Source organism: Oceanivirga salmonicida, assembly GCF_001517915.1.
Lineage (GTDB): Bacteria > Fusobacteriota > Fusobacteriia > Fusobacteriales > Leptotrichiaceae > Oceanivirga > Oceanivirga salmonicida.
Genome location: NZ_LOQI01000034.1, coordinates 1 through 17,440 on the forward strand (window position 1 = coordinate 1; position 17,440 = coordinate 17,440).

Genomic DNA, 17,440 nt, shown 5'->3' on the forward strand with positions numbered 1-17,440 from the left:
TTTTAAGTGAGCCTTCACAGAAAAATTTCATTTAGAAATTTTAAAAATTGGTAACATATTAACTTCTATAAATTAATTCTAATTTTTCATTAATTTTTGATAATAAATAAACCTTTCGCATTGTAAATATTGCGAACACTCCTAATTGTATGGCAAATATAATATTACCAAAAGCATATACTAGACCTGAAAATATTCCATTAAGAATTGTTATACCTATGAAAGTTAAAAATGCTTTATATGAATTTACTTGTGCTAATTGTTTATATTCAGTTATATTAACATTAGGCTTATATGCTATAATATTTAACAGTGTATATACAATATTAAATATATTTATTAATATTATCATTATCAAAATTAAAATGATTTCTATTAAATTTATATCAAATTTTATAACTATAACAACAACTGAAAATATACTTGGTATTAAATTCAATAATATAGCTCTTCTAATATTTAAATATATTAAGTCATTAAGATTAGTTAGCATCATCTTTAAATGATTAAATTCCATAGCAAATCTACTTATTGGCATAGTCAAAAATATATTATATGTATTTATAAACATAAAGTTAAAAACTAAATATGTGAATATCAGTGATAATTTAGTACTGCTTTCTATATTATCAATTTTTATATCTTTCAATACTGGGTAAATTAAAAATCCCATAATAAATATAAAACTAGTTATCGTTGATATTATAATACTTTTTAATTTTCTACTTAGTAACTTATTATCTAACTTAGCCAAAGCATTCACATTACTTATTTTTTTACTACTAAATTCACTCTCTCTTTTTTCTGCATTTTCTTTTAAATTTGCCAATTCATATAAGTTTTTTGCATAAAAACTGGCATGTAATCTATATGTAGCAATTAATATTATTGTAGACAATATTATAAATACTAATGCTGTACTTAAATTTATTTTATATGGTATTATTCCATAACCTTTTTTAATAAAAAATGAATATATAATATATGCAATTGCTGTAACCATAATATTTAATGATTTAAATATTGTTTTAACCATTTTAATATTAAATATACCTATTAAAACAATGAATAAAATAATAAATATCATATATATTAGACCCATAATTAAATACGCATATATAAAAAATGTGATAACAAATTTAATTATAGTTTCAAAACTTATAACTTCTATATTTAAAATATATGGTATTATCATTGCAAATATAGTTATTAAGGAATTAGGGAATTGGTCTGTCATATATACCATTAAATTAGACTTAACTATTTTTCTTATACTTACAGGCATAAATATTAAATTTTTATATATATTAAAATCTACTAAAAAATAAGTTATTTCACCTGCATTAAAGTATATGAATGAAGTTACGAGTATTATCATACATATTTTTAATTTTAAATCTATATCAATATTTTTGTCCGTTACTGTAAATAAAAGTAGTCCTATAAATAATGAAACTAATAGCTTTGCCAGTATATCATGTTTTTTGAAAAATTCAACTTTTCCTGTTGTATTCCCAATATAACTTTTTTTCATCATCTTAATTAAAGATTTAATTTGTCTGTCCATTATTAGATACTCCCATCATAGTAAGGAAAATTTCTTCTAAATTTTTATCAGGGTAATTTTGTTTTATTTGTTCTAATGTTCCTTGAAATATACTAGAACCCTCTTTTATTATAATTATACTATCACATAATTTTTCTGCTACTTCTAATACATGTGTTGAAAATAGTACAATATTTCCTTTTCTTGCATGTTCTTTCATTAATTCTTTCAATTTAAATGATGCTATGGGGTCTAACCCAGTTAATGGTTCATCTAAAATCCATATATTAGGATTTACTAATAATGCCCCTATTATCATAACTTTTTGTCTCATACCATGTGAAAATGATTCGATATTTTCATGTAATACTTCTGTTATTCCAAATTCATTTGCTAAATTAGTTATTTTAGTCTCTACTTCATCTTTATCAACTTCATATATATCAGTTATAAACTGAAAATATTCCATTGCTGTTAAATATAAATAATGGTCAGGATTATCAAATACTACTGTAAATTCTCTCTTATAATCTTTATCTTTAATAGTTTTACCATTTAATATAATTTCACCTTCATCTATTGGTAATATACCTGACATCATATTAAGAGTAGTAGTTTTACCTGCTCCATTATGACCTATAAATGCAACAACTGTGCCATCTTTTATTTCAACATTTAGGTTATTAACAGCCTTTTTCTTTCCAAAACGCTTAGTCAAGTTTTTAATTACTATCATGTTTGCCTCTTTTCATTTTTTATATTCTCACAGTATTATACCCCTAAATCTAGCATTTTACTAGGGGACAACTCAAATAAATATTAATTAAATTTTCAAAAAAAAAGAAACTATCTTTGATAGTCCCTTTCACATTTATTATAATATTACTAAACTTAATAACTATTTTTTCATATCTATAACCATACGACCTGTTATAGTTCCTTCTTCCATTTCTTTAAAAATATCATAAGCATCTTCTATAGATCTTTTTTCAACAACAGGAACAACTAATCCCTCAGCACCAAATTGGAATGCTTCTTCTAAATCTTTTCTAGTTCCAACTAGTGAACCTATGATTTGTATACCATCTAAAACTGTTTTAACTATTGAAACATCCATAGTTTCTGAAGGTAATCCTACTGCTACAACTTTTCCAGCTGGTCTAACTGAATCAACTGCTTGATTAAATGCAACCTTAGATACTGCTGTAACTACTGCTGAATGTGCTCCACCTACATGTTCTTGTATATATTTTACAGGGTCAGTATTTTTACCATTTATTACTATATCTGCCCCACATTTTTTAGCTAATTCTAATTTATCATCATTAATGTCTACTGCTATAACATGTGCTCCAAACACTTTTTTAGCATATTGAACTCCTAAATTACCAAGTCCACCTGCACCATACATTACTATCCATTGACCAGGTTTTAAATCAGCTGCTTTTATTGCTGCATATGTTGTAACTCCTGCACAAGTTATACTACTTGCTTGGGCTGGATCTAATCCTTCTGGTACTTTCACTGCGTAATCTGCTGTAACTATACATTCTTGTGCCATTCCACCATCAACAGAATATCCTGCATTTTTAACTTTTCTACATAAAGTTTCTTTTCCTGTATTACAATATTCACATGAACCACAACCTTCAAAGAACCATGCTATACTTACTCTATCTCCAATTTTTAATGATTTAACACCAGGCCCTAATTCTTTAACTACACCTATACCCTCATGTCCTAATACTGTTCCTGAAACATTTCCAAAATCACTATTTGCAACATGTAAATCTGTATGACATACTCCACAAAATTCAACATCTACTAATGCTTCTCCATATTCTAATGCTCTTAATTTTTTTTCAACAACGGCAATTCCGTTTCCTTTTTCGTTTACTACTACTGCTTTCATAAAATTCCCCCTAATTCTTAATCTTTCAAGAACATTATATACTTATTTTATTCATTTGTCAACTTTTTCACTAACTGTTTTTTCGTATTCTTTAAGTTTTATAATACTTTCTTCTCCTATTAGCAATAATACCATAATATTTATAAGGGTCATAAATCCTAATCCAAAATCTGCTAAAGACCAAACAAACAAGTCTTTTTTGGTCCCACCAACATATACCATTAGTATTATCATTAATTGATAAATTGGTATCAAATACTTATTAGTCCCAATATAGTATATAGCACTATTTCCATAATATACTACTGCTAATATAGTACTCATACAAAAAAAGAACATTAAAACTATTACTAATGTAGCACCAAATTTTCCTATATGGTGTGTAACTGAATGTTGGAATAAGGCCATACCAGTTAAATTTGATTTTGGTGCTAATAAAACAATAAATGCTGTTGCACTACATATAACTAAGGTATCTATAAATACTCCAAACATTTGAATAAATCCTTGTTTTACTGCATCTTCATTATGTACAGATGCTGCTGCATAATTTGAGTTTCCAGAACCTGCTTCATTAGAAAATAGCCCTCTTTTCACTCCGTACATTATCGCCACTCCAAAAGTTCCACCTAAAAATTGTTTTCCCCCAAATGCTTCATAAAATATTGTGTGAAACATACCAGGTATTTCATTAAAACTTATAATTACTACATATATAAAAAATATTACATATATTACTGCCATTATAGGCACTAATTTATTTACTACCGTTATTATATGCTCTTGACTTTCTTTTTTATTAAATAATATCATTGCAACTAAAAGTGAAAGTAAAACTGCTATAACTATTTTTAAATTTACACCATCTATACTATAAATACTAGTTATAGAGTCTGTTATTGAATTAGACATTATTTGTGTAACACCTAAATAACAAATTATAGAAAAAACAGCATATATTATACCTAATTTAGGCATATTAAGTCTTTGTTTTAATATAAAAGGAGTTCCACCTACATAATTTCCATCTTGTTTAGTGCTTCTATACATAACAGATAATGTTGATTCTATAAATGCAGTCGCTGATACTAATAACGCAACTAACCACATCCAAAATATTGAACCTGCACCCCCAACTGAAATTGCTGCAACTACTCCTGCAATATTTCCCGCTCCTACTCTTGATGCTGTTGTTAATAAAAGACTTTCAACAGAACTTACTCCGTTTTCTCCTTTTTCATTTTTAGTTATTTCTTTTAATATTGTTGGCAATAACCTAAATTGCATAAATTTAGTTCTAATAGTAAAGTATAAAGAAATCCCTATTAATAACACCACCAATATATTTTTATCCCATAAAATTTTATTGGCTACTGTTATTATTATATTTATGATTTGCATACCTTACTCCATTTCTGATTATTTGTATTATAATGCTAAATATTATATATACTATTGCATTTAAAATTATTGCTATAAATATTTTTAAAGCACTCATATTTCTTAATCCATTAAAAACTAATACCCCTAGTCCACCAGCATTAACTATTGAACCTATATTAGCTATTGATATTAAAGTGCTTATACTAATTTTTATGCTATTAAATATATCATTTTCAAGTAAAGGTAATTTTATTTTAAAAAATATAGTTTTATCATCTAAACCTACTGCTTTTGCAGCTAATAATAAATTTTTATCAAAATGGTCTAACAAAGTTATAAAACTTCTAACTAATATATATTGTGCATATATAGAAAGCACTATAATAACTGCTGTTTTACCAAGACCTGTTAAAGGTATTAATAATGAAAAAAACGATAAACTAGGTATTGCATATGTAATTGTAGTTAAATTTAAAATAAGTTTTTTAAATTTTTTATTTTTACTAGAAATATATACCAATAATACTGATATAACTAGTGCTATAATAAGTGCTACTGATACTAAATATATATGTTCTAAACTAAGATTTAAGTATTTCATTGATACTCTCTCCAAACATCAAATTGATCTCTTACAGCATTTAATAAATCTTTAACAAAATCGGTTTTGGGATTTTTTAATATATTTTTGGGTGTGTCAAACTGCTCTATTTTACCATTATTCATGATAAGAACCCTACTTCCTAATAATAGTGCTTCACTTATATCATGAGTTATTAAAACAAAAGTTTTATGTGATAATTCTTTATGTATTTTTTTTATTTCCTTTTGTAAATAAATTCTTGTAATAGCATCTAATGCACCAAAAGGCTCATCTAACAACATAATATTAGGATTACTTGCTAATGCCCTTGCTACACCTACACGCTGTTTTTGACCCCCTGATAATTGATTAGGATACAACTTAGAATATTTATCATAATCTAAATCTATTAATTCCATTAATTCTTTAACTCTATTTTCAATTTCTAATTTGTCTTTTTTTAATACATTCAATAATATAGAAATGTTTTCAAATATATTAAGATGTGGAAATAATCCTATTTCTTGTATTACATAGCCTATACTTCTTCTAAGTTCTAATGTATCTTTATCATTAACATTTTCATTTTGAACATACACATTCCCACTACTAGCCATAATTAACTTATTTATCATTTTAAGTATAGTAGTCTTACCACAACCTGAACTACCTAATATAGTTACAAATTCTCCTTCATATATTTTAAAATTTATATTTTTTATTGCTTCGTTTTTATTAACCGTATATGTTTTTCCTACATTCTCAAATTCAATAGCAACTTTTTTATTCATCTATACTCCCATTTAAAAATTTCTTGGCAACAGTTTCATAATCTATGCCACCTATATCTACCATAGCGTTTAATTTTATTACAATTTCACTATTAAGTTTTTTACCAACTTCATTTAGAATTTCTTCTATTTTTGAATTTTTTTCTAAAGTATCTTCTCTTACAATGGCAACTAAATTATATGGTGGCCAAGCATTTTTGTCATCTTTTAAAAGTGTAAATTTATCTTTTTTAACTAAACTTCCCTCTGTTGTATAAACTATAGTAGAATCTGCACTATCACTTTCTAAAACACTATACTTTAATTCATTACTATATAATTTAAAAGATTGCCAATTAAACTTACCATATACTTTTTCTAATAATGGTAAGGCATCTTCTCTTTTATGAAATTCTCCTTGTGTTGCAAATCTTATCTTATCAGCATTTTTTTGTAAATCACTAATAGTATATATATTATATTTTTCTGCAATTTCAGTTCTTACAACTAAACCTTGTCCATCATGAACCTTAGTTAGTTCTAACCATTTAATATTAAATTTTTCTTTATATTCTTTTTTTACTATTTCATACACCTTTTGTGGGTCTGTTTCTAATGGTAATTTTAATATTGATAATAAACCTGTACCAGTATATTCTGGGTATAAATCTATATCTTTATTGATTATAGCCTTATGTACTAATGTTCCTGAAATATTAAATACTCTTTCTACTTCTATATTTTCTTTTTCAAGAGCCTGTGCATAAATTTCTGCAATTACTAAACTTTCCGTAAAATTCTTTGAACCTATTTTTACTTTTTCACTATTTGAACCACAACCGACTAACATTATAGTTGTTATAATTACTGACATTATTTTTTTAATCATATTTTTTTCTCCTTTTTATTAAATAATCTGAAATTAACATAGATGATATAGATAAAATAGATATAAGTACTGTTCCAACTAGTACTAAATCAAACCTATTAAGACTAAGTCCTGTAAATACTAATGTACCAAGTCCCCCTGCTCCTATAAAAGTAGCAATAGTGGCACTTGAAATTATCTCTATCAACGCTAATTTAAATCCTAATAATATTTGTGTTAATGACATAGGAAATATTATATTAATAAATATATACATTTCCTTTAATCCCAATGAATATGGAATATCTTTTACTTTATCATAAGAATTTTTAAAACCTTGTGTCATATTAAGTATAAGTGATGGTAACGCTAATAAAACTAATGATATTATCGCTGGCACATACCCTACACCTATTATTGGTATTAGTATAAATAGTATTGCTATACTAGGTATAATCCTAAATACTTGTATACTAAAAAAAGATATTTTTTCTATATAATTATATTTATAACACAAATAACTTATAGGCACCGAAATTATAAAAGCCAAACTTATAGACGTAAAACTTAAAAAAAGATGCTCTAATAAGTATGTATATATATCGCTCAAAACTATACCTCCATTTAACATTTTGTATATTATAGCATTTTAGACCATTATTAAACAAGTGTGTATAAAAAAAATATGTGGATTATAAAATTTAACACATATTTTTTAATTATTCTATAGTAAATGTTTTAGGTATACCCTCATAATTTCTAAATGCAATATCACTTACAACTTCTTTTGATTTTATTTGTGGGTAAAATACCTTTATATTTAATTTATTTTTATCAACTTCAAAATCATCAGTAAAAATATATATTTCATTTTTTGATTCAATTTTCAATATAATATCTCCAATACTAGCAAAATATTCATTATTATTAAAAACTTTTAAACTTGTTAATATGTATAAGATTATTATATAAATTGGTATTAATGGAACATACTCCAACCACTCCATTTCAAAATGTAATATTAAGATTGCCATTAAATAAAAGCCATACAAATCTAAACTTAAACTTGCTAAATAATGTTTTAATGAATATTTATAACTTAACTTTGTAGTACAATTTTCATTAAAATTTATATCAGTTTTTTCACTTAATTTATTTAATATTTCATCATAATTAACTACATTAGGCAGCAAAATAGAATTATGCATTAAAATCATTATTCTACCAAAACTAATTAAATCTCCAAATAATTCCCATAATATTATTCCAATTCCAATCGGATAAAAATTTATAGAAATATTTTTAGTTCCAAATACATTTTTTGAAATTTTAATCATTCTGATATCTCTATACCTTATCTTTAAAATTTTTTTTCTTTTTATTATATGTAATTCATTTTCCAAAAATTCTATTTCTATTTTTATAAAAAATCGTATTATAAAATATGCTACTATTTGAAACACTATTAGAGATAATAGAAGTAATATGTATATTATAAAAAGATAATTTATCGTAGGCAATAAAAGCAAAAATAATAATGCTATTTTAGGAATAGATTTTTTTTGCATATCAATAATTTTAAATTTTATTTTCATTTAAGCCCCTTATTTATTTTTTAATATGTTTTCAATATTTTAGAAAAATAATCTAAGAATATTATAAACAAGAGTATACAAAAAAATATGTGTCATGTTTATAACAAACAGATATTTTCAAATATATTAAATTTGTTCAAACATTGTTTGAGCATATGCTCTAATATCATTAGGATTTATCATATTATACTTTTCTATGATACTTTTAAAATATTTTCCAATATCTTCTTTATTTACTATTTCATTAGATGGTTCTATTTCTTTAAGTTCTCCCCTAGCTAATAACCACGGAGTCTCTGAATGCGTGAATTTTTCTAACACCTTTCCACTATAACAACAAATATTTTTAACTACGCTTTCCAAAACTGCTAATTCTGATGATGAAAATATTGTATCATCAATTTCTACATTAGTCTTAATAGGGTCAAATCTATAATCTCTATACTTTGAATATATATCTGGATAAACAGGTCCATGTGTCCAAGCCTGACATTCTTCTACAAATAAAAATTTATTATAGAATGCATAATAAAATCCCTGAATATAATATAAAGATTTTTGAAGTGCTAATGGAGTAATATCTTCACATTTATTCAATAAATATTTAATAACCATATTAATTTTTGAATTTTCATTTAAAGTGTTAATAAGAAATTTTTCAACTGCCATTTTACTTTTTCTATATGACAATTCTGTTTTCAAATTTTTTTTATTTTCTTCAAGAATTTGATTGTAAAACTTGGGGTCTTCGTAAATTTTTTTAAGTATATCAGAATACTGTTTTGTTGGAATATCTCCATCACAATAACGAGAAAAAGTTTGTTCTCCCCACCCTAATAATAATGATAAAGGGCGTTTCCCAATATCATACTTTAAACTTATTTCTAATATCTTATTTAAAGAAATAATATCATTTTTCTCTCTATACTTATCATATAATGCTTTCAAATTAAAATCATTAATCTCATTCACATAAACTTCTGACTTACACTCATTACAATAGGAAACTTTCCCTATATATGTGTAAGTTTCTCCTTTAATAGTCCCAAGCATTTGTTTTTTTATAAAAACAAAATCAGTATCTTTTCTACATTCTTCGCAAAATATTTTTTTATTATTCATAACAATGACCCCTTTCAAATTTTAAATTATCTAAATAGATAATCTATTGGCTTGTTTCGTTTATGAAAAGAAATTACCACCACACGATTTCCATTTGAAATATCAATAATATTAAATTTTATATAAATATCTATAATTTTTTCTATATCATCAGAATTAAATAAATTTACCCTTGGTACAAAAACATATAACACTTCATGTTCATATCCAAGTTTTGTATTTTGTAAGGTATGACAAAAATCATTTGTTTTAAGTTTTAATAAGATTTGTTTTTGCTTATCACTACGAATATTATATTCATTAATAAAATCAATATTTTCTTTGCGATTTTCATTCATGGATATAATATAATTATTATTAATGATACATTTTTTTATTTTTTCTAAAACTTTATCTATGTCTTTTTTTGTATAATTTTGATTATAGTATGGTTTCATCGTATCACCTCTTTGTAATATAATAATACCCTATTTTTTTATATCTGTCAACAAAAAATGTATCAATTGATACATTTTCAAAAAAAGCACCCAAATACATATTATTAGTTTATAATATATTTTCATTTTTTTATTTTATATCTAAAAAGCACTAATTAAATACATAACTAGTGCTTTATCAGTTCTTATGAAAAAATGATTAAAATTTTACATATCCTATCTTAATAAATATGATAGTTTTTTTCTATTATTAATCTTAATTTTTTCATCATATATCTCTCCCTTAATTTATTTAAAAATTAATATATAATTTTAGTATCTATTATAGTATAATTTTTTCTAATAATTTTTTTATTAATTTTCTTTATTAGTAAATCACAAGATGCTATTCCTAATTTTTTTACATTTATATCTACTGTTAAAAAATTTTGTTTAGCAAATTTCCTTAAATATGAATTATTATAACCTGTAACTTCTATATTATTCATATTTAAGTTATATAGTAGATTAGTTGCTGCTATTGCAAATATATCATCTGTTGTTACGATAGCATCTATTTTATTTTTTTCTAATATTTTATTTAATTTATTTAAAGTATCAGTTTCATCAAATTCAGATTCTATTACCAAACTATTTTTAACTTTAATGTTATACTCTAATAAAGCATCTTTATAGCCATTAAATCTATTTTTAGTAACATTTAATTTTTTGCTCCCCCCAATAAAACAAATGTTTCTATGACCTTTATCTAAAAGCGATTTTGTTATATTATAACTAGACTTAACATTATCATTATCTACCCATAAATATTTTTTAGTATCACTTGGTCTTCCAATTATTGAAAAAGGAAAATTTATACTATCTAAATATTTAAATATAGTTTCGTTTTCAGATGCTCTTAAAAATATTAGACCATCTACTCTTCTGCTTTTTATTAAAAAGTCTATATACTCTTTTTCCTTTTCACTATTTTCACAATGTATGTATAGACTATAGTAATTATTTTCTATTAAATATGTACTAATATCATTTAAGACTTCTCCAAAAAAAGTATTATTAAGTAATGGGTTTATATCATCTGAATTTAATACTATTCCCAAAATTCTACTACTACTTTTACTCAAAGACTGTGCTACAGAATTTGGTATATAATTTAGTTCTTCTATAGCCCGTTCTACTTTTTCACGAGTTTCATCACTAACTAAATGACTTTTAGACACTACTCTTGAAACAGTTGCCTTGCTAACTCGGGCTAATTTTGCGACATCTTTTATAGTAACTTCACTCATTTTTTTCTCCATTTTTCTTATATTCTATTTTTCTATTCTATTTCCATCTTCTGCAAACCAATGTAATGCTTCTAAATCAAATGTAAACTTATGATATTCCCCAACATTGTATTCAAAATGCCCTGGTACTGTTATTATTATTTGAGTATCATCTTTTAATTTAACATATATTGATTTTTCTTTACCTAACATTTCAATAACATCTATTTTTGCAGTAAAACTATTTTTATCTGATTCTTTAGATAAAAATCTTTCACTTCTTATACCTACTGTAATAATTTGACCTTCATAAGTTTTACTTATATGTTCTGGTGTTTCCAATACTATTTCTCCATTATCACTCACAAATTTTCCATTTTTTATACTTCCACTTACTAAATTCATAGTAGGTGAACCTATAAATTTAGCAACAAACATATTTGCTGGCTTGTTATAAAATTCCTCTGGTTTTCCTACTTGTTGTATAACACCTTTATCTAATAAAACAATTTTAGTAGCCATAGTCATTGCTTCTGTTTGATCATGTGTTACATATATAGTTGTTGTTTCTAAACTCTTATGAATTCTAACTAATTCTACTCTCATGTGTTCTCTTAGTTTAGCATCTAAGTTTGATAATGGCTCATCCATTAAAAATATCTTAGGTTTTCTAACTATTGCACGACCTAGTGCTACCCTTTGTCTTTGTCCACCTGATATATCTGATGGTCTTGAGTATAGATAATCTTCTATTTTTAGAACTTGTGCTGCTTCTTTTACTCTATCATGTATAATTTTTTTATCTATTTTTCTCATCGCTAATGAAAAAGCCATATTATCATATACAGTCATATGTGGATATAGTGCATATGATTGGAAAACCATTGCTATATCTCTATCTTTTGATGCTAATTTATTAACAACCTTGTTTCCAAATATTAGTTCTCCTTCTGTTATTGAGTTAAGACCTGCTATCATTCTTAATAATGTAGACTTCCCACAACCACTTGACCCTAATATTACACAAAAATCTTTATCTTCTATTTCTAAATCTATATTTCTTATAGTAAATGCATCTCTACCTTCATATTTTTTACCTAAATTTTTTAAAGTAACTTTCATTTTTCCTCCTAACCTTTAACTGAACCTTTTGTTAATCCTGATACTAATTCTTTTTGTAAGAACATAAATAGTAAAACTATTGGTATTGCTGTAAGTAGCCCACCTGCAGCAAATGCTGTTTGATTAAATGTTCTTTCATCATTTATTAGCGTAAATAATCCTGCTGCTAATGTATAACTCTTTGGATTAGTTAAAAGTACACTTGGTAATAAATAATCCATAAATGGCCCTATAAATGACCAAAGTGCTATTATTGCAAGCATAGGTCTCGCTATAGGCATTATTATTAATCTATAAACTTTAAGGCTAGAACAACCATCTATTTTTGCTGCTTCATCTAATTCCATTGAAATTGAATCAATATATCCTTTTAGTATGAAGGTATTAGTTGCTATTCCACCTATTGCATATATTAGTATCAACATTAATTGTCTACTAAATATAGGTACTACTGATGATATTATTTGGAATAATGTAAAATATGCTACTATTCCACCAAATGCTGGAACAACTTGTATTAACATTATAGCCATAAGAGATTTTTTTCTACCACTAAATCTATATCTTGAATAAACATACCCTGTTAAAGATACCACTATTAAATTTAATACTGCTGTTGTTATTGCGACATATAAAGTGTTAACTACCCATCTTAAAAATAAAGTATTATTTAATAAATATTTAAAATGTTTTAATGAAAATACAAACTTTGTATTTGCTATAATATTTTTACCTTGTGAACCATTAAATGAACTTTGTATCATTTCAAATAAAGGTATTATAATTATTATAGCCCACGCTATTAAAATGGCATAACTTATAGCAAGTGATATTTTACCTGCTAATGATAAAGGTGGTTTATCTGATAAATATAAATCAGATTTTTTCTTTTTCTTGAATAACATAATTAATCCTCCTTAAATGCCTTAGAATTTTTAAATCCTACATAAGCAACCACCATAAGTGCTATTGATATAAATATTGTAATAGCTGCTCCTGCTGATTGGTATTGACTCTTTATAGTTAATTTATATATATATGAAATCAATAAATCACTCGCTCCTGCAATATTACCATATTTAGTAGGTAAGAAAGGTCCACCTTCATTAAATAGGTAAATTATAGAGAAATTATTAAAATTAAATGTATATTGAGATATAAGCAATGGTGCAGTTTGGAATAATACTAATGGTATAGTTATTCTTGATAACTTCTTCCATGAACTAGAGCCATCTATATCTGCTGCTTCATATAAATCGCTTGGTATTGCTTGTAATACCCCTGTTGATAATAAGAATACATAGGAACTTCCAAGCCAAGTTTGCATTAATATTAAAAATATTCTTGTATAAGTAGGACTATTTTTAATTAAAATATCTACTCCTGTTATTTTTTGTAATAATATTGATATACTTCCTGATGGACTTGTCATTATACTAAAATACATAATTGTTATAAATCCTGGTACAGCCCAAGGTAGTAAGAATATTGTTCTGAAAAATTTCTTTCCTTTTATTCTATCATTATTCGCTATTATCGCTAACATAAATCCGACAAATATTGCTGATGTTGTTGCTCCTAATGTCCACATTAAAGTCCATCCTATAATTAACCAGAACGGTCCACCTGCAACTCCACTAGCACTTAATAATAATTTATAGTTTTCAAATCCTACCCAAGAAAATTTAGATTGATGGTAAGGATCCATACCTGTAAATGATAAAAGTAATGTTGTAGTTATTGGCACTATTACTATAAATAATATAAGTACAAATGCTATAACTGAAACTATATAAGGTAATCCTTCTTCTTTTAATGATTCTATTGTTTCAAAATAAGTCATAGGTCTAATACCTTTAAGTTCAGAGTCTAGTACATTTTTTATATCTTTATATGTAAAATAATATATTGCTATAACAAAACATATAAGCATTAAAGCAATTATTCCTTCTATCATAAATATCATAGATTTATCTATTTTAGAACCATTACTTGCAAGTGTATAAAGTCCATAAATTCCTTGACCTTGATAATTTCCATAACCTATTGAATATGGTATTGCAATAATATATGTAAATAATCCTAATAACGCAAATAAAATTGATTTAAAGTATTGTTTGTTTATAAATTGTCCTAAACCTGGTAATAAAAATGTCATAATTGGTAAAAATTTATTAACTCTTCCAACTTCTATTGGTGTTCTTCTTCTAACATCAGATATATCAGATTCCAATATATTTAACATATTTTTATAGTTATTTTTAAGTGCGTATTCATTACTTTTTATTTTTGCTTTAATTAATACAGATGGTATATTTAGTTTAATAACTTCTAACTCATCTTTATTTTTTATTTTTATTGATTTTATTGAGTTTAAATAGGCTTTATTAGAAATAATACCATCTTTTTTTAGTTTAAGTAATTTTTCCTTTTCAACTTTAAATAATTTCTCTCTTTTTTCTATTTCTTTTTTATAATTTAATTCTTCTCTTGTCTCTATTTCAGAATTTACATTTTCTAATTCTTTTCTAAAATCTTGTAATTGTTGTTTAGTTGTGTCATAAGTTTTTATTATTCTTTCTAACATTGATAATTCTAACTTTGAAATATCTACAACCATACTTGCATCATATGTTAAATCATAATATTTACTATAAAATTCATGATTTAATCTTGCCTTTTCTTTTCTAATGGCAATTTTTTTCATTTTCCCATCAACATTATCTAAATTCTTTTTAAAATCTGAAAGTTTCTTTTCTAAATCAATTTTAAAAGCTTTTTCTGCTTCTTTAAATTTAGATAATTCTTGAATATAAGGATGTTGCTTTTTATTTGGTTTTAATCCCTTAGCTTTATCAAGTAGATACAAATTTTTTCTTTTATGCTCTACTCCATAGCTATCATAAACAAATTCACTAATCATAATTTGCCTCCCTTATCTTTTTTTAAATTTAAAACATATAGTAATAATATTACTTGCAATATTATACCTATATAATTATAATAAATATTTCTATTTAATAAAATTTGATATAATAAACTTGCTATTATTATAAAAAAATATGTTGCTTTATAAATCACACCTATTTTCACTTTATTTCTTGTAAAATATGAAAAAAGTGCTAATATAACATAATTTATAATAATAAAGAAATAACTTATAATATTTGATAAAAGATAATCTTTTTGACCTAATATATAATTTGAACTTTTTATAAATTCATTCATTAAATCAATATCTTTTGCTATAAACAAATATTTTAAACTCTCACTAATTATTATACAAAATATTAAAAATAATATTACCACTAATTGTTTAAAAGATATCATAAAATTCTTATTCATTTTACTCCTAAAAAAATAAGAGGTAGAAGAAACTTCTACCCCTTTTTATTTTCTTCTATTTATTTTCTATATTTTCCATCATTGCCTTAAATGAAGCACTTAATTCTTTATAAGCTTCTTGTGCATTTTTAGGTTTTGCTGTATTCCATGATAGTATACCATTTTCCCAAGTTTGCCATACTTTACCCCATTCAATAAATAATGGTCTTGCAACTGATTCATTATATGAAGAAATTACTGAGGCAACAACTTTTTTATTTATGTCGCTTAATTCAGAATTTTCAAAAACTTCTTTAGTTACATGTGGCATTATTTTACCAGTTACTTCAAAGAATTTAACCGCATTATCTCTATTCATTATTTCTGCAATTAAGTCTTGTGCTAATTCAAGTTTTGCTTTGTCTTCTTCTATTCTAGCATTTATTCCTAATGCCCAACCACCTTTCCAGTGTTTTAATGCTTGTCCGTTTAAAGTGATTTGACTTAATGGTAAGATTTCTAAATCTTTTCCTTCATTAGTTTGTTTCATAAAATTAGGTACATCCCATGGTCCTGATACTTTTATAGATCCTTTATTTCCAACTTTAAATTGTTCATCCATGTATCCATAAGCCGCTTTATTATCAAATATACTTGTTTTTGCATCTGCATTTATTTTCCAATATTCATACAATCCATCTATTGCTTTTCTTTGCGAGTCAGTTAAATCTTCATAGTTCTTAGTTAAATCTGAATAAAATTTACCATCTTTCATACCTAATAATTCTATATCAGCACCATTAGTTACAGCTACACCCCACCAAGCATTAAATAATGGAATTAATACTTCATTAACTTTTGCATTTGATATATCTACTGGTTTAGAAAAATCTATTCCATTGGCCTTTGCATTTGCTGTATTTACAAATGTTACTAATGTTTCAATATTTAAAGGGAATCCTAAATACTCATCATTAAGTTTTAATTGTCCACCTAAACCATTATCGTAATCTCCAAATCCACCAACTTTATCTGCTAATGCCTTAGCATCAAAACCAGCCAATGCTCCCTTTTGAGCTAATCCAGTTAATCTATCTAATGGGAATGCAAATACATCTGCTATATCAGGATTTGTTACATCAGTTGAATCTATTAAATCTAATTGATCGAATGACCCTGCTTCTTTTATTTTGATTTCTGCATTAGGATGACTTTCCATAACCTTTTTAATAACTTCTTCATAGTATGGTTTCCAACTTGGTTCTACTTGTACTGTAATTTCAGTCTTTGCTGCTTCTTCTTTTGAACCACATGAAACTAAACCTACTAATGACAATGCTGCTAATACTAAATAACTCAATTTCTTTTTCATATTTCCTCCTATAATTTTTTTTCATTTTTGGCAACCGTTTTCAGTAACCGATTTCAATAACAATTATACCTTGATTTTCTTATTTGTCAATAAAGTTTTTACATTTTTTATAAAAAAAATGTAAAACTCCATATCATT

At 25.1% G+C, this 17,440-nt stretch carries 17 protein-coding genes; all 17 read right to left on the minus strand.

Annotation, left to right across the window (positions count from 1 at the left end; genetic code table 11):
* Positions 1–58: 58 nt before the first annotated feature.
* The 17 genes from AWT72_RS05035 to AWT72_RS05115 all read right to left on the minus strand — a co-directional run bounded on the left by AWT72_RS05035 (position 59) and on the right by AWT72_RS05115 (position 17,302).
* Entirely contained in the window at positions 59–1,567 is a 1,509-nt protein-coding gene (locus AWT72_RS05035; protein ID WP_067141776.1) for a hypothetical protein, read from the minus strand.
* Positions 1,551–2,282 (minus strand): ABC transporter ATP-binding protein, encoded by a 732-nt coding sequence (locus AWT72_RS05040; RefSeq protein ID WP_067141779.1) that lies wholly within the window; start codon positions 2,280–2,282, stop codon positions 1,551–1,553. The genes AWT72_RS05035 and AWT72_RS05040 overlap by 17 nt, the downstream gene beginning before the upstream one ends.
* Before the next feature lie 162 nt (positions 2,283–2,444).
* Positions 2,445–3,458, minus strand: coding sequence for an alcohol dehydrogenase AdhP (gene adhP / locus AWT72_RS05045; RefSeq protein ID WP_067141782.1), 1,014 nt, complete (start codon positions 3,456–3,458; stop codon positions 2,445–2,447).
* A gap of 51 nt (positions 3,459–3,509) precedes the next feature.
* A complete protein-coding gene (locus tag AWT72_RS05050; RefSeq protein WP_067141785.1) occupies positions 3,510–4,859 on the minus strand; it encodes an alanine/glycine:cation symporter family protein in 1,350 nt (449 codons plus the stop codon).
* Positions 4,822–5,442, minus strand: coding sequence for an ABC transporter permease (locus tag AWT72_RS05055; protein WP_067141788.1), 621 nt, complete (start codon positions 5,440–5,442; stop codon positions 4,822–4,824). The genes AWT72_RS05050 and AWT72_RS05055 overlap by 38 nt, the downstream gene beginning before the upstream one ends.
* The gene (locus AWT72_RS05060) at positions 5,439–6,215 is read right to left on the minus strand and encodes an ATP-binding cassette domain-containing protein (protein ID WP_067141791.1); all 777 of its coding nucleotides are present in this window, start codon (positions 6,213–6,215) and stop codon (positions 5,439–5,441) included. The genes AWT72_RS05055 and AWT72_RS05060 overlap by 4 nt, the downstream gene beginning before the upstream one ends.
* Entirely contained in the window at positions 6,208–7,083 is an 876-nt protein-coding gene (locus AWT72_RS05065) for a glycine betaine ABC transporter substrate-binding protein (RefSeq protein WP_067141794.1), read from the minus strand. Before AWT72_RS05065 ends, AWT72_RS05060 begins: the two co-directional genes overlap by 8 nt.
* The gene (locus AWT72_RS05070) at positions 7,076–7,672 is read right to left on the minus strand and encodes an ABC transporter permease (RefSeq protein ID WP_067141797.1); all 597 of its coding nucleotides are present in this window, start codon (positions 7,670–7,672) and stop codon (positions 7,076–7,078) included. The genes AWT72_RS05065 and AWT72_RS05070 overlap by 8 nt, the downstream gene beginning before the upstream one ends.
* Before the next feature lie 109 nt (positions 7,673–7,781).
* Positions 7,782–8,657 (minus strand): hypothetical protein, encoded by an 876-nt coding sequence (locus AWT72_RS05075; protein ID WP_067141800.1) that lies wholly within the window; start codon positions 8,655–8,657, stop codon positions 7,782–7,784.
* Between the two features lie 126 nt (positions 8,658–8,783).
* Positions 8,784–9,779, minus strand: a complete 996-nt coding sequence (locus tag AWT72_RS05080) for a type II TA system antitoxin MqsA family protein (protein WP_067141803.1) — start codon at positions 9,777–9,779, stop codon at positions 8,784–8,786.
* A 26-nt stretch (positions 9,780–9,805) separates the two neighbouring features.
* Positions 9,806–10,216, minus strand: a complete 411-nt coding sequence (locus tag AWT72_RS05085; RefSeq protein ID WP_067141806.1) for a hypothetical protein — start codon at positions 10,214–10,216, stop codon at positions 9,806–9,808.
* Between the two features lie 299 nt (positions 10,217–10,515).
* On the minus strand, positions 10,516–11,505 hold the full coding sequence (locus AWT72_RS05090) for a LacI family DNA-binding transcriptional regulator (RefSeq protein WP_067141809.1): 990 nt from the start codon (positions 11,503–11,505) through the stop codon (positions 10,516–10,518).
* 24 nt (positions 11,506–11,529) lie between these two features.
* On the minus strand, positions 11,530–12,606 hold the full coding sequence (locus tag AWT72_RS05095; protein WP_067141812.1) for an ABC transporter ATP-binding protein: 1,077 nt from the start codon (positions 12,604–12,606) through the stop codon (positions 11,530–11,532).
* A gap of 8 nt (positions 12,607–12,614) precedes the next feature.
* The gene (locus AWT72_RS05100; protein ID WP_067141815.1) at positions 12,615–13,511 is read right to left on the minus strand and encodes a sugar ABC transporter permease; all 897 of its coding nucleotides are present in this window, start codon (positions 13,509–13,511) and stop codon (positions 12,615–12,617) included.
* Positions 13,512–13,513: 2 nt separating this feature from the next.
* A complete protein-coding gene (locus AWT72_RS09245; RefSeq protein ID WP_082680557.1) occupies positions 13,514–15,529 on the minus strand; it encodes a carbohydrate ABC transporter permease in 2,016 nt (671 codons plus the stop codon).
* The gene (locus tag AWT72_RS05110) at positions 15,526–15,951 is read right to left on the minus strand and encodes a hypothetical protein (RefSeq protein WP_067141817.1); all 426 of its coding nucleotides are present in this window, start codon (positions 15,949–15,951) and stop codon (positions 15,526–15,528) included. The genes AWT72_RS09245 and AWT72_RS05110 overlap by 4 nt, the downstream gene beginning before the upstream one ends.
* 55 nt (positions 15,952–16,006) lie before the next feature.
* Entirely contained in the window at positions 16,007–17,302 is a 1,296-nt protein-coding gene (locus AWT72_RS05115) for a sugar ABC transporter substrate-binding protein (RefSeq protein WP_067141820.1), read from the minus strand.
* Between the last annotated feature and the right edge of the window lie 138 nt (positions 17,303–17,440).